This is a genomic window from Curtobacterium sp. ISL-83, assembly GCF_018613895.1.
GTDB lineage: Bacteria > Actinomycetota > Actinomycetes > Actinomycetales > Microbacteriaceae > Curtobacterium.
Genome location: NZ_JAGGPH010000007.1, coordinates 266253 through 292474, shown reverse-complemented (window position 1 = coordinate 292474; position 26222 = coordinate 266253). Strand labels below are relative to the sequence as shown.

The 26222-nt window shown below is 72.6% G+C and carries 23 protein-coding genes and 1 pseudogene; 18 read left to right on the top strand and 6 right to left on the bottom strand.

Annotated features, from left to right (window positions below):
• Nucleotides 1–29 precede the first annotated feature (29 nt).
• The 7 genes from J7E22_RS05860 (at nucleotide 30) to J7E22_RS05830 (ending at nucleotide 8483) form a co-directional block, all read left to right on the top strand.
• Nucleotides 30–233, top strand: a complete 204-nt coding sequence (locus tag J7E22_RS05860) for a hypothetical protein (protein ID WP_214979801.1) — start codon at nucleotides 30–32, stop codon at nucleotides 231–233.
• 95 nt (nucleotides 234–328) lie between these two features.
• Nucleotides 329–2014 carry a bifunctional 3'-5' exonuclease/DNA polymerase gene (locus J7E22_RS05855; protein WP_214979800.1) on the top strand — a complete coding sequence of 562 codons (1686 nt, stop codon included), beginning with the start codon at nucleotides 329–331 and terminating at the stop codon, nucleotides 2012–2014.
• 331 nt (nucleotides 2015–2345) lie between these two features.
• Entirely contained in the window at nucleotides 2346–3200 is an 855-nt protein-coding gene (locus J7E22_RS05850) for a phosphatase PAP2 family protein (RefSeq protein ID WP_214979799.1), read from the top strand.
• Between the two features lie 10 nt (nucleotides 3201–3210).
• Nucleotides 3211–4788, top strand: coding sequence for a serine/threonine-protein kinase (locus J7E22_RS05845; RefSeq protein ID WP_214979798.1), 1578 nt, complete (start codon nucleotides 3211–3213; stop codon nucleotides 4786–4788).
• 48 nt (nucleotides 4789–4836) lie between these two features.
• Nucleotides 4837–7956 (top strand): GH92 family glycosyl hydrolase, encoded by a 3120-nt coding sequence (locus tag J7E22_RS05840; protein ID WP_308159162.1) that lies wholly within the window; start codon nucleotides 4837–4839, stop codon nucleotides 7954–7956.
• A 34-nt stretch (nucleotides 7957–7990) separates the two neighbouring features.
• Nucleotides 7991–8221, top strand: coding sequence for a hypothetical protein (locus J7E22_RS05835; RefSeq protein WP_214979797.1), 231 nt, complete (start codon nucleotides 7991–7993; stop codon nucleotides 8219–8221).
• Nucleotides 8222–8285: 64 nt separating this feature from the next.
• Complete coding sequence (locus J7E22_RS05830; protein ID WP_214979796.1) at nucleotides 8286–8483, top strand: hypothetical protein; 198 nt, start codon at nucleotides 8286–8288, stop codon at nucleotides 8481–8483.
• Nucleotides 8484–8498: 15 nt separating this feature from the next.
• On the opposite strand, the gene J7E22_RS05825 is transcribed toward J7E22_RS05830, so the two are convergent.
• The 3 genes from J7E22_RS05825 to J7E22_RS05815 form a co-directional block, all read right to left on the bottom strand.
• Nucleotides 8499–9662, bottom strand: coding sequence for an acyltransferase (locus tag J7E22_RS05825; protein ID WP_214979795.1), 1164 nt, complete (start codon nucleotides 9660–9662; stop codon nucleotides 8499–8501).
• A 74-nt stretch (nucleotides 9663–9736) separates the two neighbouring features.
• On the bottom strand, nucleotides 9737–10663 hold the full coding sequence (locus J7E22_RS05820; RefSeq protein WP_214979793.1) for an aldo/keto reductase family oxidoreductase: 927 nt from the start codon (nucleotides 10661–10663) through the stop codon (nucleotides 9737–9739).
• A 191-nt stretch (nucleotides 10664–10854) separates the two neighbouring features.
• Nucleotides 10855–11154 carry a hypothetical protein gene (locus J7E22_RS05815; protein ID WP_214979791.1) on the bottom strand — a complete coding sequence of 100 codons (300 nt, stop codon included), beginning with the start codon at nucleotides 11152–11154 and terminating at the stop codon, nucleotides 10855–10857.
• Nucleotides 11155–11288: 134 nt separating this feature from the next.
• Here J7E22_RS05815 and J7E22_RS18395 point away from each other — a divergent pair.
• Nucleotides 11289–11561, top strand: a pseudogene (locus J7E22_RS18395) (hypothetical protein); the annotation flags it as partial.
• A gap of 216 nt (nucleotides 11562–11777) precedes the next feature.
• On the opposite strand, the gene J7E22_RS05805 reads toward J7E22_RS18395, so the two are convergent.
• Complete coding sequence (locus J7E22_RS05805) at nucleotides 11778–12542, bottom strand: SDR family NAD(P)-dependent oxidoreductase (protein WP_214979790.1); 765 nt, start codon at nucleotides 12540–12542, stop codon at nucleotides 11778–11780.
• A gap of 34 nt (nucleotides 12543–12576) precedes the next feature.
• Here J7E22_RS05805 and J7E22_RS05800 point away from each other — a divergent pair, with 34 nt between their 5' ends.
• Together J7E22_RS05800 and J7E22_RS05795 are read left to right on the top strand one after the other, a co-directional pair.
• Complete coding sequence (locus J7E22_RS05800; protein WP_214979788.1) at nucleotides 12577–13404, top strand: putative RNA methyltransferase; 828 nt, start codon at nucleotides 12577–12579, stop codon at nucleotides 13402–13404.
• On the top strand, nucleotides 13401–13961 hold the full coding sequence (locus tag J7E22_RS05795; RefSeq protein ID WP_214979786.1) for a GNAT family N-acetyltransferase: 561 nt from the start codon (nucleotides 13401–13403) through the stop codon (nucleotides 13959–13961). The genes J7E22_RS05800 and J7E22_RS05795 overlap by 4 nt, the downstream gene beginning before the upstream one ends.
• 6 nt (nucleotides 13962–13967) lie before the next feature.
• Here J7E22_RS05795 and J7E22_RS05790 read toward each other — a convergent pair whose 3' ends face one another.
• A complete protein-coding gene (locus J7E22_RS05790) occupies nucleotides 13968–14420 on the bottom strand; it encodes a VOC family protein (protein ID WP_214979785.1) in 453 nt (150 codons plus the stop codon).
• Between the two features lie 62 nt (nucleotides 14421–14482).
• Between J7E22_RS05790 and J7E22_RS05785 the strand changes: the two genes are divergently transcribed.
• From J7E22_RS05785 to J7E22_RS05750, 8 genes are all read left to right on the top strand, one after another.
• Entirely contained in the window at nucleotides 14483–15436 is a 954-nt protein-coding gene (locus J7E22_RS05785) for a YafY family protein (RefSeq protein ID WP_214979783.1), read from the top strand.
• Nucleotides 15437–15508: 72 nt separating this feature from the next.
• Nucleotides 15509–17083 carry a protease pro-enzyme activation domain-containing protein gene (locus J7E22_RS05780; protein ID WP_214979781.1) on the top strand — a complete coding sequence of 525 codons (1575 nt, stop codon included), beginning with the start codon at nucleotides 15509–15511 and terminating at the stop codon, nucleotides 17081–17083.
• A gap of 265 nt (nucleotides 17084–17348) precedes the next feature.
• Entirely contained in the window at nucleotides 17349–17438 is a 90-nt protein-coding gene (locus J7E22_RS18125) for a potassium-transporting ATPase subunit F (protein WP_110892859.1), read from the top strand.
• Nucleotides 17438–19123, top strand: a complete 1686-nt coding sequence (kdpA, locus tag J7E22_RS05770; RefSeq protein ID WP_214979779.1) for a potassium-transporting ATPase subunit KdpA — start codon at nucleotides 17438–17440, stop codon at nucleotides 19121–19123. Before J7E22_RS18125 ends, kdpA begins: the two co-directional genes overlap by 1 nt.
• 41 nt (nucleotides 19124–19164) lie before the next feature.
• Nucleotides 19165–21327 (top strand): potassium-transporting ATPase subunit KdpB, encoded by a 2163-nt coding sequence (gene kdpB, locus J7E22_RS05765; RefSeq protein ID WP_251008743.1) that lies wholly within the window; start codon nucleotides 19165–19167, stop codon nucleotides 21325–21327.
• Nucleotides 21324–21929 (top strand): potassium-transporting ATPase subunit KdpC, encoded by a 606-nt coding sequence (gene kdpC, locus J7E22_RS05760; protein WP_214979777.1) that lies wholly within the window; start codon nucleotides 21324–21326, stop codon nucleotides 21927–21929. The genes kdpB and kdpC overlap by 4 nt, the downstream gene beginning before the upstream one ends.
• 171 nt (nucleotides 21930–22100) lie before the next feature.
• On the top strand, nucleotides 22101–24593 hold the full coding sequence (locus J7E22_RS05755; protein WP_214979775.1) for an ATP-binding protein: 2493 nt from the start codon (nucleotides 22101–22103) through the stop codon (nucleotides 24591–24593).
• A complete protein-coding gene (locus J7E22_RS05750; RefSeq protein WP_214979773.1) occupies nucleotides 24590–25279 on the top strand; it encodes a response regulator in 690 nt (229 codons plus the stop codon). Before J7E22_RS05755 ends, J7E22_RS05750 begins: the two co-directional genes overlap by 4 nt.
• Here the strand turns inward: J7E22_RS05750 and J7E22_RS05745 are convergent.
• A complete protein-coding gene (locus tag J7E22_RS05745; RefSeq protein WP_214979771.1) occupies nucleotides 25263–26138 on the bottom strand; it encodes a LuxR C-terminal-related transcriptional regulator in 876 nt (291 codons plus the stop codon). The two genes, J7E22_RS05750 and J7E22_RS05745, sit on opposite strands and share 17 nt — an antisense overlap.
• Nucleotides 26139–26222 lie beyond the last annotated feature (84 nt).

The following is a 26222-nucleotide window of genomic DNA, read 5'->3' as shown; positions in this document are numbered from 1 at the left end:
GCCGCCCGGCCCGCGGTACCGTCGTCGCCATGACGAAGCCCGATCGCGACCACCTGGACGACGGTGTGGACATGACCTTCGAGGAGCGTCGGCAGGACACGCTCCGACGGATGTCCGGTTCCGACGCGCACGACGCGGATCCGCGCGTCGAGGTGTCGACCGAACCGAACGGCAACGTCCGCATCGACGTGGCCGACACGGCGGCGGTGCGCCCCGGGGACCCGGAGGACTGAGACCCGGAGGACTGAGACCCGGACGGCTGAGACCCGGACGGCTGAGACCCGGACGACTGTGACCCGATGACGGCGGAGCACGGCATGATCGTCGGGTGCACCTCGTCCTCAGCCGCGCCGACGGCGGCGTCCTCGCGACGCCCCTGACCGACGCGGGGACCGCCGACGGCGAGCCGACCCGGGTGGGCGACCAGCGCCTCCCGGCCTTCGTCGCCGACCGGGGCGGACCGGACGTGCGCTGGGTGTGGGACGACACCAGCAGGTGGTACCCACCGGTCCTGGCCGCGGGCGGACGGGTCACCCGCTGCGTCGACCTGCGGCTGTGCCGCCGCATCCTGCGGTCGGCGCTGGCGGCGCGTGGTTCCGCACTGCAGACGGCGCCGCCGGACGCGTGGGACCGACCGGCCGCGGAGGCGCGGGTCACCCGCTCGACGCAGGCCCAGCTCTTCGACGACGCGCTCTTCGCAGCCACGCTGCCGGACGACGACGTCGACCCGGTCGCCGAGCTCCGCGCGCAACTGGCCACCGTCGCCGGTTCGAGCGCGTCCAGCGCGCTCCGGCTCCTGCTCTCGGCCGAGTCCGCCGGTGCCCTGGTCGCCGCCGAGATGTTCCACGCCGGACTGCCCTGGAGCGCAGCGGTGCACGAGCGGTTGCTCGAGGAGTCCCTCGGTCCCCGGGTGCCGTACGGCGTGCGTCCGAGGCGACTCGAGGAGATCGCGACGGTCATCCGCGACCGGCTCGACGACCCGGCGCTCAACCCGGACTCGCCGAGCGACGTGCTCCGCGCGCTGCGGCGGGCCGGCCTGATGGTCACGAGCACGCGGAAGTGGGAGCTGCAGGAGATCGAGCACCCGGTCATCGAACCGCTGCTCGAGTACAAGCGGCTGTTCCGCCTGCTGACGGCGAACGGGTGGAACTGGCTCGACGAGTGGGTGCAGGACGGCCGCTTCCACCCGAAGTACCTGGTCGGCGGGGTCATCACCGGGCGCTGGGCGGCCGACGGTGGGGGAGCGATGCAACTGCCGAAGGGCATCCGTGGTGCGGTGGTCGCCGACGACGGGTGGAAGTTCGTCGTCGCGGATGCCGCGCAGCTCGAACCGAGGGTCCTGGCTGCGATGTCGGGGGACCGGGCGATGGCGGCGGCCGGCGACGGGCGGGACCTGTACGACGGCGTGGTGGCGTCGGGCGCGGTGGAGACGCGGCAGCAGGCCAAGGGTGCGATGCTCGGCGCGATGTACGGCGCCACCCAGGGTGAGGGCGGTCGGCTCGTCCCACGGCTGGCGAGGGCGTTCCCGCTCGCACTCGGACTCGTGGAGCGCGCCGCACGGTCGGGGGAGCGCGGGGAGCCCGTGACGACGCTGCTCGGACGGACGTCGCCCGTGCCGGATGCGGCGTGGTTCGAGGCCCGGAACCAGGCCTACTCGGTCGAGGGCACGGCGGCGATGCAGCGGTCCGTCGAGTCGCGGGCCCGGAGCTGGGGTCGGTTCACGCGGAACTTCGTCGTGCAGGGGACCGCGGCCGAGTGGGCGCTGGCGTGGATGGGGTCGTTGCGTGCCCGGCTCGCCGCCCGGACACCGGGAGCCGTCACCGCGGGGCCGCACCTGGTGTTCTTCGTGCACGACGAGCTCGTGGTGCACACGCCCGCGGGGCTCGCGGACTGGGTGGCCGAGCAGGTCCGGGCTGCGGCGGTCGACGCGGGGCGGTTGCTGTTCCGGGACTTCCCGATCACGTTCCCGCTCTCGGTGGTGGTCGTCGACGACTACGGGGCAGCGAAGGACTGAGCCGGCGAGACGGGGTGTTCCCGCGAGACGGCGGCGTCTGCGCGAGACGGCGGCGTCTGCGTGAGACGGCGGCGTCTGTGCGAGACGGGGGTGTGCCCGCGAGACGCCGCGGAGTGGCCGAGACGCCGCGGGAAGTGGCGGCGTCTCGACGTCGGACCGGTGTCTCGCGCCAACGGCGGCGTCTGTGTGAGACGGCGGCGTTCCCGCGAGACGGCGGCGTTCCCGCGAGACGGCGGCGTCTGCGCGGACCACGGGGCGGACGCCCGGGGCAGCAAAGCGCACGGTGGACGGACCGGGGGTGCCGTCAGGCGCTCCCGGGCAAGCTGGTCGGATGGACACTCCCCGCCGCGGCGCCCCCGCACCTACCGAGGACGTCGACCGCCACGTCGGCGACGTCGACCTCGCGCACTGGCGCACCGGGGTCGGACGCTCCGTCGCCTCCGCCTGGGTGCGGCTCGGCAAGCGGTACGGGGCACTCCCGCTGCTGATCCTGACCCTGCTCGTGGGCATCGGGATCGCCATGCTCGCCACCTGGGCGGCGTCCGCGGTCTACGACGCCGTGCGCGAGTCCGACGACGTCGCAGTGCTCGACCGGCCGGTGCTCGACTGGATGATGAGCATCCGGTCGCCCGTGGCGGACCAGCTCGTCACCTGGTGGACCGACGTCGCGGGGACGATCGGCATGCCGATCGTCGCACTCGGGTTCCTCGTCGGGTTCACGATCCAGCGGCGCCGCTGGACGCCCTTCGTGCTCCTGGTGTCCGCGAGTGCCGGCTCGCTCTTCATGACCATCGCGGGCAAGGACCTGATCGGCCGGGCCCGACCGCCGCTCCACGACGCGGTGCCCCCGTACGAGCACTCGCCGTCCTTCCCGTCCGGTCACACCCTCAACGCGACCGTCATCGTCGGCACGATCGTGTACCTCCTCATCCTGCGCCAGACCCGCGTCGTGACCCGGGTGTGGACGATCGTCGTCGGCACGTTGTTCGTGCTGTCGGTCGGCTTCTCGCGGGTGTTCCTCGGGCACCACTGGCTCACCGACGTCCTGGCGGCGTTGGCGCTCGGCCTCGCCTGGCTGTCCCTGGTCATCACGGCGCACCGGCTCTACCTGACGGCGATCACCCACCATGCCCACGGGTCACCGGCAGCCCCGGCCCTGCCGCGGCCGGTCAGCGGAGACCGATAGGTTGCCGGACATGGAAGAAAGTGTCTACGGAGGTCGGTACCGCGTCACGGGGACCCTCGGGCACGGTGGCATGGCGTCCGTGTACCGCGCGGTCGACCAGCTCCTCGGGCGCGAGGTGGCGCTGAAGGTCTTCCGCATCGGCGCCGTCGACCACGGCGAGCGGGCCCGTGCCGAGGCCGAGATCCAGGTGCTCGCGGCGCTCCGCAGCCCGACGCTCGTCACCCTGTACGACGCCTCCCTCGACGACGACGGCGACGCGTACCTGGTGATGGAACTCGTCCCGGGCAGTGACCTCGCCACCCGGTTGCGCGAGGGTCCGCTCGACCCCGCGACCACCGCCCGCGTGGGGCAGCAGGTCGCCGAGGGGTTGGCCGTCGCACACTCGCAGGGCGTCGTGCACCGCGACGTGAAGCCCGCGAACGTCTTGCTCGAGAGCGACGGCACGCACGTCAAGCTGGCGGACTTCGGGATCGCGCTGCTCCGGGACTCCGCCCGCGTCACCGGCACCGGCACCGTGATGGGCACCGCGGCCTACATCGCCCCGGAACAGGTCCTGGCCCGTCCGATCTCCGGCAAGGCCGACGTGTACTCCCTCGGACTGATGCTGCTCGAGTGCCTGACGGGTCGGGCACCCTTCCCGGGCTCCGCGGTGGAGTCCGCGACGGCACGACTCACCCGTGGTCCGGAGATCGACCAGCACCTGCCGACGGCCTGGCGCACGCTGCTCCACGTGATGACCCTGCAGGACCCGGACGACCGGCCGACCGCCGCCGAAGCAGCCGAGCGTCTGCGCGCCCTGGGCCGGGACGACGACGCGACGGCCACCCGGCTGCTGCCCGCCGGACCCGGAACGGTCACCCCGGCCGCCGCGGCGGGCGCTGCTGCTGCCGGCGCCGCAGTCGGCGCAGCCGGAGCGACGCAGGCGATGGGCGCCACCCAGGCCATGGGCGCGACCGAAGCGATGGGCGCGACCCAGGCGATGCCCACCGGTGGCGTCGACGACGCGACCCGTGTGCTCGGGACGCCGGGTGGAGCCTCCCCGGACGACGTCGCGACCACCGCCTTCGGCGCGCAGCACGGCGCGGGTGCTCCGTCCGGTGCCGCGACCGCGGCCAGCCGCGCGCCCGTTCCCCCGGTCGGCCCACGCCCGGGGACCGCTGCCGCCGAGGCCGCCCGGGACGACCGGCGCCGCCGCGGACCCCTCGTCGCCGCGATCATCGTCGGTGTGCTCGTCCTCGTCGGGATCGGCGTCGCGCTGTTCGCCCTGAACGGCGACCACGCCCCCGCACCGACCGACTCCAGCTCCCCTTCGACGGAACAACAGCAGCCCAGCCAGCCGGCGCAGCAGCCGAGCGAGCCCGCGCAGGAGCAGCCGAGCCAGCCCGCGCAACAGCCGAGCGAGCCGGCCCAGCAGCCGAGCCAGCCCGCGCCCGCCCCGACGCAGCAGCCGACGCAGCCCGCCCAGGATCCGACCGTCGGGCCGGAGCCGTCGACACCCGTGACGAACCCCGTGCAGGACCCGCTGTCCGGCACCTCCGCGAACACCGGTCCGGGCAAGTCCGGCAAGGCTCCCGGGCACAACAAGTAGGGCACGCCACGGTCTTCCTCCAGACGATGGAGCAAATAGGCTGACGGGGTGCGAGAACTGCAACGGAGCGGTGGGCCGACGACGGCCGTCGCGGCGCGGAACGGTGTCGGGTTCGGGTCCCCGGAGGGCTACCTGGTCGAACGGGCGTCGGGGGAACCGACCACGGTTGCGGTGGTCCCGGGCTTCGCCGGGCGGACGATCGGCCCGGGCGAGGAACTCTCGTGGGTCTGGTTCCCGGAACGCACGCTGCCCGAGGGGTCGGACGAGCCGACCGAACAGGACCTCGCGCACTTCTGGGACGCGACCGCCTGCAGCCTCGACGTCGTCTTCGGTGACGGCTCGCGGCTGAGCGAGCGGGCGCGGGACCAGTACGGCGACCCGCTCACCCCGGAGGGCCAGGCATCAGCCCGCAAGCAGTGGGTGGACCAGTGGAACCGTCGGTCGGTGGACCTCGCGTCGGTCGTCGGGCTGGTCGTCGACCGCCTGGAGGCACGGCTCGGCTCCGCCACGCCGCCCGCGTCCGGCCCGGGTGGCGCCCCCGCACTCCGCGGCTGGCTCGACGCCGTCCGGATCGGGCCCGCCCGCGCGACGCCGTCCACGCCGCTCGACCACGTCCGCACGACCCGCGGCACCCAGGCGTCGTCCCGGTTCTCCCGCGGCAACACCGCCCCGCTCGTGGGCGTGCCGCACGGCGGCGTCTTCGGCCTGCCGATGACGGACGCGTCGAGCAACCGGTGGCCGTACGCGTACCAGGAGCACGACCGCGCGTTCGACGACCGTCCCGCCCTGCAGGCCTTCGCGACCAGCCACCTCCCGTCCCCGTGGATGGGCGACCGGGGTGTCTTCCAGGTCATGCCCTCGCCGTCGGACACGCCCGACCCGGACCGGGCGGCACGGGCGCTCGGGTTCGACCACGACGACGAGCACGACGGCCCGCACCGGTACCGGGTGACGCTCGACCACGGCGTCACCGCCGAGATGACCGCGGGGGAGTTCGCCCTCGGCTTCCGGTTCACGGGCACGCGGAGCATCGTGCTCGACCACCACGGCCGCGTGTCCGACGTCGCGGTGACGATCACCGACGGCACCGCGGTGGTGGAGTGCCTGCTGGACGACCGACCGGGCACACCGCCGCACCACGTGCACGTCCGGGTCGCCGGTGCGCTCGAGGACCACACGACCGTCGGGGCGGACACGCTGCGCGGGTGGGTCACCGTCGACGGGGACACCGACGTCCTGCTCGGCATCTCGACCGTGTCGATCGAGGACGCCCGGGCGAACCTCGACGCCGAGGGGTCCTTCGACGTGATGCGGGCCCGAGCCGAGGAGCGCTGGACCGAGCAGCTCGCGACGCTGTCGGTCGAGGGCGCGACGGACGACCAGCGCACGAGCCTGTACTCCGGCCTGTACCGGCTGTTCCTCTACCCGAACCGGGCCGGTGAGACCGCCCTGACCGGCTCGCCGCACCACCGGTCGCCGTACGGCGCGGTGCTCGCGGAGCCGATCCGCGACGAACCCGGCCCCGAGGTCGTGGACGGACCGTTCACGACGACGAACGGGTTCTGGGACACCTACCGGACCGCGTGGCCGCTCCTCGGGCTCCTGACGCCGGGCACGGCGGGCGACCTGGCGCAGGGCTTCGTCGAGCACCACCACGACGGTGGGTGGACGCCCCGGTGGAGTGCCCCCGGTGCCGAGGACTGCATGACCGGGACCACGAGCGACACCGTGTTCGCGGACCTCGCGGCGAAGGGCGTCCCCGGCTTCGACCTGGCGGCGGCGTACCGGAGCGCGGTGCGCAACGCGACCGTCCCGCCCCGTGACGAGCGTGTCGGGCGGAAGGGGAGCCTCCCGGGCGCCTTCCGCGGCCACGTCGACACCGCGACCCACGAGGGCATGAGCTGGACCCTCGACGCCGCGATCAACGACTGGGGGCTGGCGGTGATGGCGGGGCTGCTCGCCAGCCGCGCGCAGGACGCGGCGGACCTGGGGCGGTACGAGACCGAGGCCGAGTGGTTCGCACGCCGGTCCCTGCAGTACCGGCACGTCTTCGACTCCGAGCGCGGGTTCTTCATCGGCCGCGACCCGGACGGTTCGTGGCGGGCCGGATCCGAGTTCGACCCGCGCGACTGGGGCGACGACTACACCGAGACGAACGCCTGGGGCACGGCCTTCACGGCACCCCACGACGGCGCCGGTGTCGTCGACCTGCACGGCGGGCCCGCACGGTTCGACGCGGCGATCGACGCCTTCTTCGCCGCTCAGGAGACCGGCGCGACCGCTCGCTCCGGCTCGTACGGGTTCCCGATCCACGAGATGACCGAGGCTCGCGACGTGCGGATGGGCATGCTCGGCATGTCGAACCAGCCGGCGCACCACATCCCGTTCTTCCCGATGTTCACGGGGCGGCACGACGACGCCCACCGGATCGTCCGCGAGTGCCTGGAGCGCCTGTTCGTCGGCTCCGACCTCGGGCAGGGCTACCCCGGTGACGAGGACAACGGCGAGATGAGCGCCTGGTACGTCTTCGCGACGATCGGCCTGTACCCGTTGGCACCGTCGACCGCGGCGTACGTCTTCGTGCCGCCGTCGGTCCGGCGGACGGTGCTGCGCCCGCAGGGAGGCACGGAGACCGTCATCGAGACCGCCCCCGGTTCGACGGGTGCGTACATCGCATCGGTCACCGTCGACGGGAAGCCCTGGACGTCGATCTCGATCCCGCACGCGGTGGTGGTCCGTGCGTCACGGATCGTGGTCGAGCTCTCCGAGACGCCGTGCGGGTGGGCGGCGGACACCCGACCGGTCTCGGCGTCGGAGGTGCACGGGTACGTCGACCCGCCCGTGGACCTCCTGCCGGTCGGGGCGTCACCGCTGACGGACGACACCGGCCGGACCGTCACGACGCTGTCGGCCGGGACGGCGGTGTCGTTCGACGTCCCCGCGGTGGCGTCCTCGTTGTACACGGTGACGGCGGCCGCAGCGGGGACGTACGCGTGGCAGGTGTCACGCGGGGGCACGACGGTGGGAGTGGAGGACGCCGTGTTCGACTGGGCGTGCCAGACCCGGGTGTTCCGCCTGATGGCCAGCGGTCCGGTGTTCGTGTTCACGGCGGCGTCCGACCTCCCGCTGACCCAGCTCGAGCTCGTCGCGGCCGACGGACAGCGTTGACCCGCTGTTCACCCGGGCGGAGCATGCTCGGCCCATGTCGATGAGCGCACCGTTCGATCCCGAGCAGCAGGGCCGTTCCATCCCGGTGGACGGGTCGGACGAGGACGAACTCCAGATCGAGCAGGACCGTGGCGCGGACGTCGGACCGGACGCCGACGACCCGAGTGTCTCGCCGGTCCACCACGAGGACGAGGACGAAGCCGGTGGCGGACCGGTGTTCCGTCGTCCGCACCCCGGGGACCGGCTGCACCCGGACGACCTCTGACCGTTCCCCGCTTCCACAGGGCGTTCAAGGTGGTTCCCCGGGTGGCGCGGGCATGCTCGGTCACATGTCGATTGCGAACTCGTTCGATCCCTCCGGCGGTCGCGCGATCCCCGAGGACCAGCTGACCCAGGACGGCCTCCTGCTCGACGAGGACCCGGCGGACCTCGGCATCACCTTCGACGTGGTGGCCGGGGCATCGGCGGACCCGGCGAGGGTGTCGCCGGTCGACGTGAGCGTGCCGAGCGTCCCGTCCCGCGACTGAGCGAGCGCTGACGACTCAGCGGGCGTCGGCTCCGGCGCGACGCCAGGACGACCGGCGCGGGCCGATCACCGAGTGCGCGTGCGGCGGCGCGAACCGCAGCCGGAGCGGGGTCTCCACGAACCGGTACGACAGCCACGACACGAGGATCAGGCCGGCGAGCCAGATGAGCAGGTACTTCGACCACCCGGGCCAGTGGCCGGCGACGCGGACGAACACGAACACACCGAGCAGGTTCCAGAGGTAGATGCCGTAGGAGAGCTTGCCGAGGAACACCAGCGGCCGGAGCGACAGGAACTTCGCGAGGAACCCGTCCCGCTCGAGCGCGAGCCAGGCGACGATCCCCGCCGAGAACAGCGCGGTCTGCCCGAAGCCGGCGGAGTCCAGGTTCCGGAGACCCGGGAGGCCGTTCGGTACGACGGCCACCCACCCGAGCAGCACGAGGCCGAGCGGACCCGCGATCGACACAACGCGCTCGAGCCACCGGGTACCCGACCAGCGCTCCAGCACGATCGCGAGCGCCGAACCGAGGACGAGCGCGTCGGCGTGCGAGATCGGACCGTAGAACTGCGCTTCGTGCGTCGGGCCGGACTGGTCCTGCAGGTACCGGAGCACCCAGAACCCGACGTACGCGATCCCGAGCACCACGAGCGTCACGTTCGAGGAGCGGAAGCGGAGCAGGAGCACGAGCAGGAGCGGCCACACCAGGTAGAACTGCTCCTCGAGCCCCAGCGACCAGGTGTACTGGAAGTAGAAGCTGACGTTGCCGTTGCCGGTGAAGTACTGGAACAGGTTCGTCGTGTACGTCAGGGAGCCGACCAGCCCACCCCACCACGTCGAGAACGGCACCCGTGTGAGCAGCAGCCAGACGGTGGTCACCAGCACGACCAGGATCAGGGCGGGGGCGAGCCGCGCGAACCGGCGGCCGTAGAACCGCCCCAGCGCGATCCGCCCACGTTCGGCGTGCTCGGCGGTGAGCAGGCTCGTGATCAGGTAGCCGCTGATCACGAAGAAGACCGTGACGCCGTGGTACCCGGCCACCCGCCCGCCGAAGTGTGCGTGGCCGCCGACCACGCCGAACACGGCGATCGCTCGGAGACCATCGAGGGCCGGGTTGTACCCGAAACGCACCCGACGGGCGGGTTCAGCGACGATGTCGGCATGGGTCAGTCGTTGCGCCACGAGAGGACCCTAGCCGACGCGGTTCCGAGCCGGCCGGTCGGCGCGGGCCTCGACCCGCGCCGACCGCAGCCCGATCACGGGACGGTGTGCCCTGCTGCCGTGAAGATCCGGTACCACTCCTCGCGCGAGAGCCGGACGTCGGAACCTGCGGCGGAGTCGCGGACGCGCTGCGGGTTCGTCGTGCCGAGGACGACCTGGAAGTGCGCCGGGTGGCGGGTGATCCAGGCGACGGCGATGCCGGTCGGGGTGACCCCGTGCGCGGCGGCCACCTCGTCGAGGACGTCGTTCAGCTCCGCGTACTGCTCGCGGTCACCGAGGAAGACGCCGTCGAAGAAGCCCTTCTGGAACGGCGACCACGCCTGCAGCGTGATGTCGTTCAGGCGGGAGTAGTTGAGGATGTCGTTGTCGCGGTCGACGGACTGCTCCAGGCCGCCCATGTTCGCGGCGACGCCCTGCGCGATGACGTTCGCGTGGGTGATGCTCAGCTGCACCTGGTTGAACGCGAGGGGCTGCCGGACGTGCTTCTTGAGCAGCTCGACCTGACCCGGCGTGTGGTTCGAGACACCGAAGTGGTGCACCTTGCCGGCGGCGTGCAGTTCGTCGAAGGCCTTCGCGACCTCCTCGGGCTCGACCAGGGCGTCGGGGCGGTGCAGCAGGAGGACGTCGATGTAGTCCGTGCGCAGGGCCTCGAGCGACTCGTGCACGGACTCGAGGATGTGCTCGTACGAGAAGTCGAAGAACCCGGAACGGATCCCGACCTTCGTCTGCAGGACGATCTCGGCGCGCTCGGCTGCCGACAGGGTGACGGCGGCGCCGAAGCGCTCCTCGCACCCGTGCCAGCCGCCGTAGATGGCCGCGTGGTCGAACATGGTGACGCCGGCGTCACGCGACGCGGCGTAGAGCGAACGGATGTCCTCGTCGCTCATGTCGTTGATCCGCATGAGTCCGAGGACGACGTCGGACGCGGTGAGGTCGGTCTGTGGCAACTCCAGTGTCTTCACACCGACGATCCTGCCAGTTCGGGGTACGGACAAGCAGGCACTGTCCGTACCCGTGACGCGGGGCGGACATGCCGACGGGCCGCTCCGGATGGATCGGAGCGGCCCGTCGCCGGGTGCCACACCGGGGTTCGCGGCTGTGCCCGCAGGCGCTCCCGCCCGGTCGGGTCCGGACGGGAGTGGTCGACGGAGGACTAGCGGCCGTTGACGTCGCGCTCGTCGGTCTCGGTGTCCGGCTTGCGGACGCCGGCCTTGGCGATGCCACGGCTCAGGATGTAGGCGACCGTCACGAAGGCGACGTACTGCCAGGCGTGGTCGGCACCGAAGCCGCCGTGGCCGTTGTGGCCGTCCACGACCGCCGAGGCGATCAGGATCGCGATGGAGACGACGATCCAGGCGTAGAACTCCGTGGTCTTCAGGGCGGACTTGGTCTCGTCCCAGGTGCGGCGGGCGACGGAGTTCGACCGCGCCGGGGTGTGTGCCGTGTTCGACATGGTTGCTCCTTCTCTGAACGCCACACGTTGTGGCGCTCGCTGCAGGAGACGGTTGTCTCACTCGGTTGATTACTTTCTCAGTTAGTCCTCCCAGCGCGAGGTGCCATCATGACGGTCTCTTGGAGGAGGCCCGCATGGCACACGGTGAGCAGACGACCCGAGGGCCGCGGCTGTTCGCCCGCCGCCCGCGTACGGAAGCGGGTGCGGCTGCCCTCGAGGGCCTCCAGGAACTCAGCGACGCCGTGCACGAAGCCGACGAGCAGGCACTCCAGGCCCTGCAGCTGCGGTCGAGCGATGCGCTCGCACTGCAGCAGCTCGCGAACGCACGGGGGGAGGGCCGTTCCCTCAACCCCACCCAGCTCGCCGGGTTGCTGCGCCTGACGACCGCGGCGATCACGAAGCTCGTGGACCGGCTCGTCCGCGACGGCCGCGCCGAACGACAGCCCAACCCGAAGGACCGCCGGGGGATCGTCGTGCAGCCCACCGAGAGCGCGATGGTGGAACTGGCCCGGGCGTACGGGCACATCCACGGCCCGGTCATCGAGGTCATCGACGGCCTGACGGACGACGAGGCCGCGGCGGTCGAGCGGTTCGCCCACCGGTTGTCGGAGGCCCTGCGGGACTCAGTGCACCGAGAAGCCGCCGTCGATGGCGATGGACTGCCCGGTGACGTACCCGGACCCGGGGCCGGCGAGGAACACCGCGACGGCGGCGAAGTCGTTGGGCAGGCCGTTCCGGCCGACGAGCGTCCGCGCCGCGAGCGCGGAGACCGCCGCCGGGTCCGAGCGAAGCCGCTCGTTCAACGGCGTGGGGACGAAGCCGGGAACGAGGACGTTCGAGGTGACGCCCTGGTCTGACCAGGCCTCCGCCTGGGACCGGGCCAGTGCCTCCAGACCCGCCTTGGAGACCCCGTAGGCGCCGCTCGCGGCGAACGGGCGATGGGCCTGCTGCGAGCTGACCGAGATCACGCGGCCGAACCCCCGCGCCGCCATCCCGGGAACGAGCCGCTGCCCGAGCACGAACGGTGCGTCGAGGTTCACTGCCATCGTGGCGTCCCAGGTGGCCTCGTCCAGCTCGGCCATCGGCGGCCTGAGGTTCACGCCCGCGCTGTTCACCAGGACGTCGACGTCGCCCGCGGCCTCCGCCAGGGCATGTGCCCCGGCACGGGTGGACAGGTCGGCGATGATCCCCGCCGCTGAACCGCCCAGCGCCCGGATCGCGGCGACCGTGTCGTCGATCGTCGCGGGGGTCCGGGCCGCGACGAGGACGTGCGCCCCCGCACTCGCGAGCGCGAGGGCGATGGCACGGCCGATGCCCGAACTGCCCCCGGTGACCAGGGCCACGCGGCCGTCCGAGCCGAACAGGTGCTCCAGGGAGGTGGGTGCCATCCGGTCAGGCTACCGACGCCCGTACGCTGGTCGGGTGCGTGACGACCTGCTCCCGGTGCTCGCCTGTCCCGTGTGCGGCGAGCCGCTCGCCCGGGTCGCGGCCGGCCAAGCCGGATGCGCGCACGGACACCGGTACGACGAAGCCCGGCAGGGGCACCTCACCCTCCTGCCCGCCAAGCGTCGTACGCTCACCGCCGACACCCCGGAGATGGTCGACGCGCGACTCCGGTTCCTCGGACGCGGCCACTACGCGCCCGTCGAGCGGGCGCTCGCCGCGATCGTCGCCGACGCGGAGGCACCCGGGGTCGTCCTCGACGTCGGTTCCGGCCCCGGCACGTACCTGGCGCATGCGCTGCGCGCGGCGGACGGGAGGCTCGGGGTCGCGTTGGACTTGTCGGCCGTCGCGATCCGGCGGGCGGCTCGCGCCCACGAGCGGGCGGGGGCCGTCGTCGGGGACGTGACCGAGCGCCTCCCGGTCGTCGACGGCGCCGCAGCCGTCGTGCTCGACGTCTTCGCGCCGCGCAACCAGCGCGAGTACGCACGGGTCCTGCACCCCGACGGCGTCCTGGTCGTGGTGACACCGCGACCCGGGCACCTCGCGGAGCTGGCGGCGGCGACGATCACGGTCGACCCGGAGAAGGAGCGGCGGTTGCACGATTCGCTCACGCCGTCGTTCGCGTTGCGGTCGTCCGACGACCTGACCTGGACGATGGACCTGTCCGCGGAGGACGTCCACGACGTCGTGCACATGGGACCGAGCCACCACCACGTCGCGGCCGACGCGGTGTTCGAGCCCGCGGCGGTCACCGCTGCGGTGACGGTGAGCACCTGGACGCCTGTTCCTAGGCTCGGAGCCCCGTGAGCGTGATCGCAGAGCGCCTTGCCGCACAGCCGACCCTGACGACCGAGCGCCTGACCCTCGTGCAGCTCGGGCCGGAGCACTTGGATGCGTCCTTCGCCGCACTCGACGACCTCGACGCGATGCGCCTGACCGGGACGCGCGGGACCTTCACCCGTGAGCGCGTCCGAGCGCACCTGGAGCGGCTCCCCGGCGCAGGGGACCGCGCCGACTTCGCGATCACCGACCGGAGCGGCGCGTACCTGGGCGAGGTCGTCCTCAACGAGCTCGAAGAGGACGACCTCGCGATGAACTACCGCATCGCCCTCGCGGGTCCGTCGCTCCGGGGTCGCGGGTACGGCACCGAGGCCGGTCGAGCCGTCGTCGACTGGGGGTTCGACGTGGTGGGGCTGCACCGGATCTCGCTCGAGGTGTACGCGTTCAACCCGGCCGCGCAGCGCTCCTACGCGAAGATCGGCTTCGTCGTCGAGGGTCGGGCACGTGATGCCCTGCGGTGGGACGGGGAGTGGGTCGACGCCGTGCGGATGGCGATGCTCGACTCCGACCCACGTCCGCGCTGAGGACTCCTACTCGGCCGGTGCCGCGTTTCCGGCAGGTGCCGCGTCCTCAGCAGGTGCGACGTCGAGCACCCAGACCACGCCGAAGCGGTCGCGGAGCTGTCCGGCGAGCGGTGCCCACGCCGACGGGGCGAGGGGCTGCCGGACCTCGGCACCGTCCGACAGTCCATCCCAGTACCGGGTGATCTCGACGGAATCGTCCCCGTGCACGAAGACGTAGAACGCATCGGTGCCCTGCTCGTACGGCTGGCCGGGCCACACATCGAACGCCATCACGCGGAAGCCGTCCGCGGTGGACACCTGGCCGAACACGATGCGGTCGGACCAGGCCGGGTCGTCGGAGGCGCCCATCTGGCCGTAGGTCGTCGCGGACACGGCACCGCCGAAGGCCGCTGCGTAGAAGTCGAGGGCCGCCCGGGCCTGTCCGTCGAAGTTGAGGTGTGTGGTCGTCTGGATGCTCATGGGACGAGTGTGTCGACGGATCCGGTCAGATCGTGTCCGCTTCTCGAGGCAGACTGAACGACATGGCCGGACCCTCCTCGCGGATGCTCGCGCTGCTGTCGCTGCTGCAGGTGCACCGTGACTGGCCGGGCGATGAGCTCGCCGGACGGCTCGAGGTCAGCCCGCGAACCGTCCGCCGCGATGTCGACCGGCTCCGGCAGCTCGGCTACCGCGTCGGATCGCTCCGGGGTCCGGCCGGCGGGTACCGACTCGAGGCCGGCTCCGATCTGCCGCCGTTGCTGTTCGACGACGACCAAGCGGTCGCGATCGCCCTCGCCCTCGCGGTCGCACCCGCGTCGGGAGCGGACATCGCCGAGTCGGCAGCGCGCGCCTTGGCCACCGTGCGGCAGGTGATGCCGGCGCGCCTCCGGCACCGGGTCGACGCAATCGACGCGATCGCGCCGGTCGGCCCGGTCCGCGTCGATCCGGAGGTCCTGGTGGCGGTCAGCGAGGCGGTGCACCTCGGCGAGGTGTTCCGCTTCCACTTCCCCTCCGGCTCGGACGTGGCGGCACCCGCGCGCCGGGTCGAGCCACACGCCGTGGTCGCCCGGAACGGCCGCTGGTACCTGCTGGCCTGGGACCTCGACCGCGCCGACTGGCGGACCTACCGGGTCGACCGGATCGCGCCCAGCGGACGCACCAGGCTCCGGTTCGCGCCGCGGGCCATCCCGGGAGACGATGCCGCTGCCTTCGTGGCCGCGCGGTTCAAGGGTTCGGACCGGGATGACGTCTGGCCGTGCACCGGTTCGGTGCTGCTCTCAGTCGCGGACGCCCACGTCGTGACCCCGTACCTGCCCGACGACGCCGAGCTCGAGGACGGGGACACCGGCCGCCGACGGTTGACGATCGGGTCGTGGTCGTGGGACGGACTCGCGGGTCGGATCGCCGGTCTCACGGTGGACTTCGAGGTCGAAGGACCGGCACCGCTCCGTGATGCGGTCGGGGCCCTCGCCGACCGGTTGACAGCGGCCACGTGATCGCGATCCCCGTCTGTCCACAGGGGGCGACCCGGGGGCGCTGCCGTCGGTGGGGCGGAGTACACCGGTCCCATGACGGACACCTCGAACGACCCACGACTCGTCCCCCTCGCCGGGAGTGAGCGTCTGCCGGCCCCGGGAGCGCGGGACGCGACGCCGCTCCCCGCCGACACCGTGATCCCCGTGACCGTGGTGGTCCGGCGCGCCCAGCCGGTCGGATCGCGGGACGGTGGTGCGCCGATGGACCCGGAGACCTTCGCCCGTGAGCACGGCGCGACGGACGCGGACCTCGCACTGGTCCGCACGACCCTGGAGGGCCTCGGCCTGACCGTCCTCGAGGCCGACGCCGCCACGCGGCACGTCCGGGTGGAGGGCACGGCGGCGCAGATGAGTCGCGCCTTCGGGACCGAGTTGGAGTCCGTCACGAGTGACGCGCCGACGGGCGGTACCGCACAGCACCGGCACCGTTCCGGCGGGCTGAGCGTGCCCGCCGACCTCGACGGCGTGGTCGTCGCCGTCCTCGGTCTCGACGACCGTCCCCAGGCCCGCACCCAGTTCCGCTCCGTGCCGGAAGCCGCGGTGAGCACGAGCTACACCCCGATCCAGCTCGGTGAGGCGTACGCGTTCCCCGCGGGGACCGACGGCTCCGGGCAGACGGTGGCGATCATCGAGCTCGGCGGCGGGTACGAACAGGCCGACCTGGACACCTACTTCTCCACGCTCGGCGTCGGCTCGCCGTCGGTGACCGCGGTGGGCGTGGACGGGGCGGAGAACGTCCCGGGCGGTGACCCCCAGGGCGCGGACGGCGAGGTCATGCTCGACATCGAGGTGGTCGGCGCCCTGGCCCCGGCGGCGTCGATCGTCGTCTACTTCGCGCCCAACACGGACGCCGGGTTCGTCGACGCCGTCGCCCGTGCGGCGCACGCGACGCCGACCCCGACGTCGATGAGCATCAGCTGGGGGCAGAGCGAGGACGCCTGGACCGCGCAGGCCCGGACCGCACTGGACGACGCGGTCGTCGACGCCGTCACGCTCGGCGTCACGGTGACGGCGGCGGCCGGGGACGGCGGGAGCTCGGACGGAGCGACCGACGGGCGACCGCACGTCGACTTCCCGGCCGCCAGCCCGCACGTGCTCGCCTGCGGTGGGACGCGGCTCGAGGCGTCGGGCGCGACGATCCGGTCCGAGACCGTGTGGGACGACGGAGCGAGCGGGGGAGCGACGGGCGGAGGCGTGAGCGACACGTTCCCGCGGCCGTCGTGGCAGCAGGGTGTCGCGGTACCGACCGGAACGGGCACGGGAGCCACGGGCGGCCGGGGCGTGCCGGACGTCGCAGCGGACGCCGACCCGCAGACCGGGTACCAGGTGGTGGTCGACGGCACCCGGACCGTGATCGGCGGGACGAGCGCGGTGGCCCCGCTGTGGGCAGCGCTGATCGCGCGGATCGTGCAGTCCACCGGCCGTCCACTCGGACTCGCGCAGCCGGCCCTCTACGCCGCGGCGCACACCTTCCACGACGTGACCTCGGGCTCGAACGGGGCCTACGACGCGGCGCCGGGATGGGACGCCTGCACGGGCCTCGGGTCCCCGGACGGCACGGCCCTGCTGGCCGCGTTGACCGCGAGCGGGGCTCCGCGGACCGCGTGATCGCCCCGGGGCAGCGCCGGGGGCGCCCGGCGCGTTAGGGGCGCGCATGCGTCCGCAGGGCGAGCGTTAGGGAACCGTCAGGACACGGCCTGGAGGCACGGCTGCGGCCGCACCATCGGTTCGGCACCACACGTGGTGCCGTCCACACCACCCGGTGCGGATCCGCAGAACCCATGGAGTCCCTCGTGTTCGACGTCTTCGTCGTCGCTGGTGTCCTCGCCGTCTTCGGTGTGGTGGCACTCATCGCCAAGGGGGTGGAGCGGCTGTGATCGGCATCACCATCGCAGCGGCCGTCCTCGGTACCGCAGCAGTCGTGTACCTCGTCTGGGCGCTCGTCCGCCCGGAGCGGTTCTGATGGGCACCGCGGACCTCTGGGCGGGCATCGTCCAGGTCGCGACCCTCGTCCTCCTGCTCGTCGTCGCGTACCGCCCGCTCGGCGACTGGATGGCCCGGGTGTACTCGGGCACCACGCACGGCCGCATCGAGCGCGGCGTGTACCGGGTGATCGGTGTCGACCCCGACGCCGAGCAGTCGTGGCCCGCCTACCTGCGGGGCGTGCTGCTCGTCAGCGTCGTCGGCGTGCTGCTCGTCTACCTGCTCCAGCGGATCCAGGTCGTGCTGCCCGGAGACCTCGGGTTGCCCGCGGTCGGACCGTCGCTCGCGTTCGACACCGCGGCGTCCTTCGTGTCGAACACGAACTGGCAGTCGTACTCGCCCGAGGCGACCATGGGCACCGCGGTGCAGATGGCGGGCCTCGCGGTGCAGAACTTCCTGTCCGCGGCGGTCGGACTCGCGGTCGCGGTCGCCCTTGTCCGCGGGTTCGCCCGGCGCCGCTCCGGGACGCTCGGCAACGTCTGGGTGGACATCGTCCGCGGGACCGGCCGGCTGCTCCTGCCCGGCGCGTTCGTCTTCGCGATCGTGCTCGTCGCCGGCGGGGTCATCCAGTCGTGGGGCTCCGGGATGGACGTGACCACCCTCGCCGGAGGCACCCAGCACATCCCCGACGGGTTCGTGGCGTCGCAGGAGGCCATCAAGGAACTCGGCACGAACGGCGGCGGCTCCTTCAACGCCAACTCGGCGCACCCGTTCGAGAACCCGCAGGCGTGGACGAACCTCGTCGAGGTGTTCCTCATGCTCGTGATCCCGTTCTCGCTCCCGCGGACCTTCGGCCGCATGGTCGGGGACGACCGCCAGGGGTACGCGATCCTCGCCGTGATGGCCGGCATCTTCCTGGTGTCGCTGTCCATCATGTCGATCGCGGAGCTCGGCGCCGGTGGCGCCGCCACCCACGCGGCCGGTGCCGCGATGGAGGGGAAGGAGGCCCGGTTCGGCATCCTCGGGACGACCCTGTTCGGGACCGCGTCGACCGCCACCTCCACCGGAGCGGTGAACGGCATGTTCGACAGCTTCACGCCGATCGGCGGCATGATGGCGCTCGTCAACATGATGCTCGGCGAGATCGCGCCGGGCGGCGTCGGATCGGGCCTGTACGGCATCCTCGTGCTCGCCGTCATCGCGGTGTTCATCGGTGGTCTGCTCGTCGGACGGACACCGGAGTACCTCGGCAAGAAGATCCGAGCGCGCGAGATGACCGCGGCGGCGCTGTACGTCCTCGTCACCCCGACCCTCGTGCTGCTCGGCACCGGCCTGTCGCTGGTGATCCCGGGCGTCCGCGAGCAGGTCCTCGGCACGTCGGTGTCGAACCCCGGCAACCACGGGTTCTCCGAGATGCTCTACGCGTTCACCTCGGGAGCGAACAACAACGGCTCCGCGTTCGGCGGCCTCACCGCGAACACGACCTGGATGAACTCCGCGCTCGGCGTCGTGATGCTGCTCGGCCGCTTCGTGCCGATGGTCTTCGTCCTGGCGCTCGCCGGGTCGTTCGCCGCGCAGGACCGCGTGCCGGAGACCGCCGGCACCCTCCCCACCCACCGGCCCCTGTTCGTGGTCCTGCTCGGCGGCGTCGCCATCGTCGTCACCGCGCTCACGTACTTCCCGGTGCTCGCCCTCGGCCCCCTCGCCGAAGCCTTCAACCGATGAGCGCCGAACCGGTGCGCAGCGAACCGATGAAAGCCGAACCCATGACCACCGTGTCCTCCGAGACCGAGGCGACCCTCCCACCCGACACGGCCGGCTCGCCGCTGGCGCGTCGATCCGGTACCGGCGGGCGGGGCCCAGCCTCCCGGCCGGCCACCCGCTCCACCGCCTTCGGAGCCCGCCAACTGGTGGCGGGCCTCCCGGGCGCGTTCCGGAAGCTCGATCCGCGACTGATGTGGCGGAACCCCGTGATGTTCATCGTCGAGGTCGGCGCCGCGCTGACGACGGTCACCGCCGTCGTCGAGCCGTCCGTCTTCACGGCCGCGATCGCGGTCTGGCTGTGGCTGACGGTCGTCTTCGCGAACCTCGCGGAGTCGGTCGCCGAGGGCCGCGGCAAGGCGCAGGCCGACACCCTGCGGAAGACCCGGTCGACCACGAGCGCCCGCCGGGTCGTCGGGTACGACGCCGCCGACCCGGCGGCGCTCGCCGCGTCCGTCGAGGACATCGCGTCCGTCGACCTCGCGAAGGGCGACGTGGTGCTGGTGGTGGCCGGCGAGGTCGTGCCGGGCGACGGTGACGTGATCGACGGCATCGCCTCGGTCGACGAATCCGCCGTGACCGGTGAATCCGCGCCCGTCATCCGCGAATCGGGTGGTGACCGGAGTGCGGTGACCGGCGGGACCCGCGTGCTGTCCGACCGGATCGTGGTGCGCATCACCTCGACCCCGGGCGAGACCTTCATCGACCGGATGATCCGGCTCGTCGAAGGCGCTGCTCGCCAGAAGACGCCGAACGAGATCGCGCTGAACATCCTGCTCGCGTCGCTGTCGATCGTCTTCGTGATCGTCTGCCTGACCATGCAGCCCCTCGCCGGGATGGTCGGCGCGACGGTCAGCGTGCCGGTGCTCATCGCCCTGCTCGTCTGCCTGATCCCGACCACGATCGGTGCGCTGCTGTCGGCCATCGGCATCGCGGGGATGGACCGGCTCGTGCAGCACAACGTCCTGGCGATGTCCGGACGCGCGGTCGAGGCGGCCGGTGACATCACCACCCTCCTGCTCGACAAGACCGGCACGATCACGTACGGCAACCGGCGTGCGTCCCGGGTGGTGCCGGTGCCCGGGGTGACCGAGGCCGAGCTGATGCGGGCGGCCGCGCTGTCGAGCGCGGCGGACACGACCCCGGAAGGGCGCTCCATCGTCGAGCTCGCCGCGGCTGCCGGTGCTGCTGAGGGCGCGCCCGCGGGTGCGGTCGAGGTGCCGTTCACGGCGCAAACCCGGATGTCCGGTCTCGACCTGCCCGACGGGTCGCAGATCCGCAAGGGAGCCGCTGCTGCAGTGCTGAACTGGGCCGACACCTCCGATGCGGGTTTGGTCGCCGCCATCGACGCCACGGTCGCCGAGGTCTCCGACTCCGGCGGGACGCCGCTGGTCGTCGCCCGTCGGGACCCGTCCGGCCGGGTCGCGCTGCTCGGCGTCGTGCACCTCAAAGACGTCGTCAAGGCGGGGATGGCCGAGCGCTTCGCCGAGCTCCGCGAGATGGGGATCCGCACGGTGATGATCACCGGCGACAACCCCCGCACCGCGGCGGCGATCGCCCGTGAGGCCGGCGTCGACGACTTCCTCGCCGAGGCCACCCCGGAGGACAAGCTCGCCCTGATCCGCAAGGAGCAGGAGGGCGGCAACCTCGTCGCGATGACCGGCGACGGCACGAACGACGCGCCGGCCCTGGCGCAGGCGGACGTCGGCGTGGCGATGAACACCGGGACGACCGCGGCGAAGGAGGCCGGCAACATGGTCGACCTGGACTCCGACCCGACGAAGCTCATCGACATCGTCCGGATCGGCAAGCAGCTGCTCATCACGCGTGGTGCGCTCACCACCTTCTCGATCGCGAACGACATCGCCAAGTACTTCGCGATCATCCCGGCGATGTTCCAGATCGCGTTCCCCGGGCTCGCGGCCCTGAACGTGATGGGCCTGCACAGCCCGTCGTCGGCGATCCTGTCGGCGGTCATCTTCAACGCGCTCGTCATCGTGGCGCTCATCCCGCTCTCCCTGCGCGGAGTGCGGTACCGGGCGGCGTCCGCGTCGTCCGTCCTCGGCCGCAACCTGCTCGTCTACGGGCTCGGTGGCGTCGTCGTCCCCTTCATCGGCATCAAGCTCATCGACCTGGTGGTCGGTCTCATCCCGGGATTCTCCTCATGACAACTCGCTCGTTCTTCCGTTCCACCGGTGTGGCCGTGCGCCTCACCCTGCTGTCCACCGTCGTGCTCGGGATCGCGTACCCGCTCGCCGTCTGGGGTGTCGGGCAGGTCGCCTTCCCCGCGCAGGCCAACGGCTCGACGATCACCGACGCGTCCGGCAAGGTCGTCGGATCGTCGCTCATCGGCCAGTCCTTCGACGGCAAGAGCGCCGACCGGTGGTTCCAGTCGCGCCCGTCCGCCGCCGGCGAGAAGGGCTACGACGCGAACGCCTCGTCCGGCTCGAACCTCGGGCCGTCGAACCCCGACCTGACCAAGGCGATCGAGCAGCGGAAGGCCGCGGTGGCGAAGGCCGACGGGGTCGACCCTGCCGACGTTCCGGCGGACGCGGTGACGGCGTCGGGCTCCGGTCTCGACCCGGACGTGAGCCCGATGTCCGCGCTGCAGCAGGTGAAGCGGGTGGCCGCGGCCCGGGGCCTGTCGGAGTCGGCGGTGCGGAGGCTCGTCGAGCAGCACACCGAGTCGCCCCAGCTCGGGTTCCTGGGGGAGCCCGTGGTGAACGTGCTCGAGCTGAACCTGGCGTTGGCGAAGGCGTCAGCGTCGTGACGGCCGCAGCGTCGTGATGCCGTCGAACCACGATCCCGACGTCGAACCACGCTCGACGGTCGGTTCGATGTCGGGAGCGTGGGTCCACACGCGCGTCCCGGGGCGCGGCCAGGCGGCGGTGCAACGACTCGCGTGCCGCCGCCCCCGCCCGTCACGCGAGAGGATGAGCCCGTGAAGCGAGGCAAGCTGCGGGTCCTGCTCGGCGCCGCCCCCGGCGTCGGCAAGACCTACACGATGCTCGAGGAGGGCCGCCGCCTGCTCGACGAGGGCAAGGACGTGGTCGTCGCCGTCGTCGAGACCCACGGCCGTGTCGCGACGGCGGCGCTCGTCCCCGGGCTCGAAGTGGTCCCGCGCCGCACGGTCCAGCACCGGGGCGTGGAGCTCGACGACATGGACCTCGACGCCGTCCTGGCGCGGGACCCCGACGTCGCGCTCGTCGACGAACTGGCGCACACGAATGCGCCGGGTGGCCGACACGAGAAACGCTGGCAGGACGTCGAGGCCCTGCTCGCCGCGGGCATCACCGTCATCTCGACGGTCAACGTCCAGCACATGCAGTCGCTCGGAGACGTCGTCCGCGAGATCACCGGCACCGTGCAGCGCGAGACCGTGCCGGACGCCGTGGTCCGGGCGGCCGATCAGGTCGAGGTCGTCGACCTGTCGCCCGCGGCCCTCCGCGAGCGCCTGTCCGAGGGGCTGGTGTACCCGGCGGCGCGGATCGACGCGGCGCTGTCGAACTACTTCCGGCTCGGCAACCTGACCGCCCTCCGCGAGATCGCCCTGCTCTGGCTGGCCGACGAGGTCGACGACGCCCTGAAGGCCTACCGCGCCGAACACGGCATCGACCACCGCTGGGAGACGCGCGAGCGGGTGCTCGTCGCGCTCACCGGGGGACCGGAGGGCGAGACGCTGCTCCGCCGCGGTGCCCGGATCGCCGCCCGGAGTGCAGGCGGGGAGCTCGCCGCAGTGCACGTCACGACGAACGACGGACTCCGAGAGCGGCACCCCGGCGCACTCGGCACGCAGCGCGCACTCCTCGAGCAGCTCGGCGGCACGTACCACCAGGTGGTCGGCGACGACGTGCCGAGCACCCTCGTCCGCTTCGCCCGGTCGATCGACGCGACCCGGATCGTCATCGGCGTGAGCCGGCGCAGCCGACTGTCGGCGGCGATCACCGGCCCCGGCATCGGGAACACGGTCATCCGCGAGTCCGGCGACATCGACGTGCACATGGTCACCCACGAGCGGGCCGGCGGCGGGTTCGCCCTGCCGAAGCTCGGCGGCAGCCTGTCCCGCGGCCGCGTGCTCGCCGCGTTCGTGCTCGCCGTGCTCGTCGGGCCGCTGCTCACCTGGCTGCTCTCGCTCGGTAGCGACCCGGACGCGATCACGGTGGACGTGCTCGCGTACCAACTCCTCGTCCTGGTCGTGGCCCTGGTCGGCGGGATGTGGCCGGCCGTCTTCGCCGCGGTCCTGTCCGGGCTGAGCCTCGACTTCTTCTTCGTGCAACCCCTGTACCAGGTCACCGTCCAGCAGCCCTGGCACCTGTTCGCGCTCGTGATGTACGTGATCAGCGCCGTCCTCGTGAGCTTCGTGGTCGACCGCTCGGCCCGTCGGTCGCGCACGGCACGCCGAGCCGCGGCGGAGTCGGGGTTGCTCGTCGGGATCGCCGGCAGCGTGCTCCGCGGTGACGACGCCCTGCAGGCGCTGCTCGACCGGACGCGCGAGGCGTTCGGCTTCACCGGCGTCCGGATCCGTCAGGGGGAGGACGTGCCGGCGAGTTCCGGGACGTTCGACGGCACGCCCGACGCCGCGACGACCCTGGCATCCGGCGCGGTGCTCGAGTTCGCCGGTGCACCCGACGACCCGACCCAACGACGACTGCTGCGTGTGGTCGAACAGCAGCTCGACGCCGCCGTCGAACACCGCGAACTCACCAGGACCGCGGTCGACGCGGAACGCATCGCCGCCGTCGACCGGGTCCGGAGCGCGATCCTCGCCGCGGTCGGCCACGACGTGCGCCGACCGATCGCGGCCGCGTCCGCGGCCGTGCAGACCCTCCGTGCCAGCGACATCGCCCTGTCCGATGCCGACCGGGAGGCCCTGCTCGCGACCGCCGACGAGAGCCTCCGTCACCTGGCGGTGCTGTTGGCGGACCTGCTGGACGTCAGCCGCGTGCAGGCCGGGGTGCTCGCCGCGACCCCCGTGCCGACCGCCGTCGAGACCGTGGTCGCCCCGGCCCTCGACGAACTCGAGCTCGGTCCGGAGGAGGTCGACCTCGACCTGCCCGCCGACCTGCCGCCGGTGCTCGCCGACCCCGTGCTGCTCCAACGCGTCGTCGTGAACCTGCTCGCGAACGCCAGCCGGTACGCCCCCGACGGCACCCGCGTCCGCGTCGCGGCGAGCGCCTTCGGCGGCGGCGTCGAACTGCGCATCGCCGACCACGGACCGGGGATCCCGGAGGACCGCCGCGACGAGGTGTTCCAGCCCTTCCAGCGACTCGGGGACACCGACAACGAGACCGGTCTCGGACTCGGCCTGGCGCTCGCGCGCGGGTTCACCGAGGGCATGGGCGGCACGATCGAGGTCGACGACACCCCGGGTGGTGGGCTCACCGTCGTGGTGCGCCTGCCGATCGCCGGGCACGTGGGGGTGGAGGTCCGATGAGCACGAAGGTCCTGATCGTGGACGACGACGCGCAGCTCGTCCGGGCGCTCGCCGTGACGTTGGCCGCGCGTGGGTACGACGTCGTCACCGCCCGCGACGGCCGGGCCGGGCTCGACGCGGTCATCACGGAGCGACCCGACCTGGTGCTGCTCGACCTCGGGTTGCCGCGGCTCGACGGCATCGGGGTGCTCGAGGCGGTGCGGGCGTGGTCGCAGGTGCCCGTCCTGGTGCTCTCCGGGCGCACGGACTCGTCGGACAAGGTGGACGCGCTCGACGCCGGCGCGGACGACTACGTGACGAAGCCGTTCCAGATGGACGAACTGCTCGCGCGGCTCCGTGCCCTCGGGCGACGGCGGCAGGCGGCCGTCGACGCCGCGCCGACCATCCGGGTGGGCGACCTGGTCGTGGACCTCGTCGCGAAGCAGGTCACACCGCCGACCGGTCCCGCGATCCGGCTCACCCCGACCGAGTGGCGTCTGCTCGAGGTGCTCGTGACGAACCCCGACCGGCTGATGACCCGCGAGATGCTCCTGACCGAGGTGTGGGGGCCGTCGCACGGCACCGACTCCGGCTACCTGCGGCTCTACATGGCGCAGCTCCGGCGGAAGCTCGAACCGGATCCCTCTGCGCCCCGGTACCTGGTCACCGAGTCCGGGATGGGCTACCGGTTCAGCCCCGGGAGCTGACCGCGGCGAGTTCCGCCCGGGTCCTGGCGCCGTGCTTCCGGAGCAGGTTCGCCACGTGGTACTTCACCGTGTTCAGGCTGATGCCGAGGCTGCCCGCGATCTCCCGGTTGCCGACCCCGGTCGCGACGAGCCGCAGGACGTCACGCTCCCGCGGGGTCAAGCCGGTGTCCTCGGGCAGGTCGACGGCTCCCGGCGGTGGGTCGAGCGGCAGGCTGATGTCGAGCGTCGACCCCCAGCCCGGCGTCGACTCGACGCGCAGCCGTCCGTCCAGGGCGACGACCCGCTCGGCGATCGGCCGCACCGCGTCGTCGTGGGCGTCGAGCGTGCCGGTGCCGTCGTCGCGGAGCTGCATGAGCAGGTTCCGGCCGTCGCAGTCCCACTGGATCCGGACCCGACCGGCCGAGCCGTCGTCCACCAGGGCGAGCACCGCCGTCCGGACGATGGCGCGGGCAGCGTGCGCGACGTCACCCGGGAGCGCCCGGCCGGTCGCGGGTGGCTCGATGAACTGCAGGTCGAGGTCGCCGAAGCGGACGAGCGGGCGCAGGTCCGCGCGCAGTCGTGAGAAGGCCCCGGTGACCGGTTCGAGCAGGGTGCTCCGCTGCCGGTCCGTGGCCGTGCGGAGTGCGACGAGCGCGGCCGACGCGATCTCGGTGGCCTCGGCACGCGCGGCGGCGTCGGAGACCCGCGGCGATCGGAGGACCGCGAGCACCGACTCGAGGGTGAGGGCGTGCCGATCGGCCTGCTCGGCGACCGTCCTGGCGTGCTCGGCGGCAGCCGACCGACTGGCGGCGGCGAGGTCCTCGGACTCGGTGATCCGTTCCTCCCGGCCGGTGGCGGTGGTGTCACTGTCCGTGTCCATGGGTTCCGAACCTACCCGACCCACCCGTCCGGGTGGCCACCCCATCGGGTGGGCTGCCCGTCGTGCCGGGTAGCGGCGCGGGTG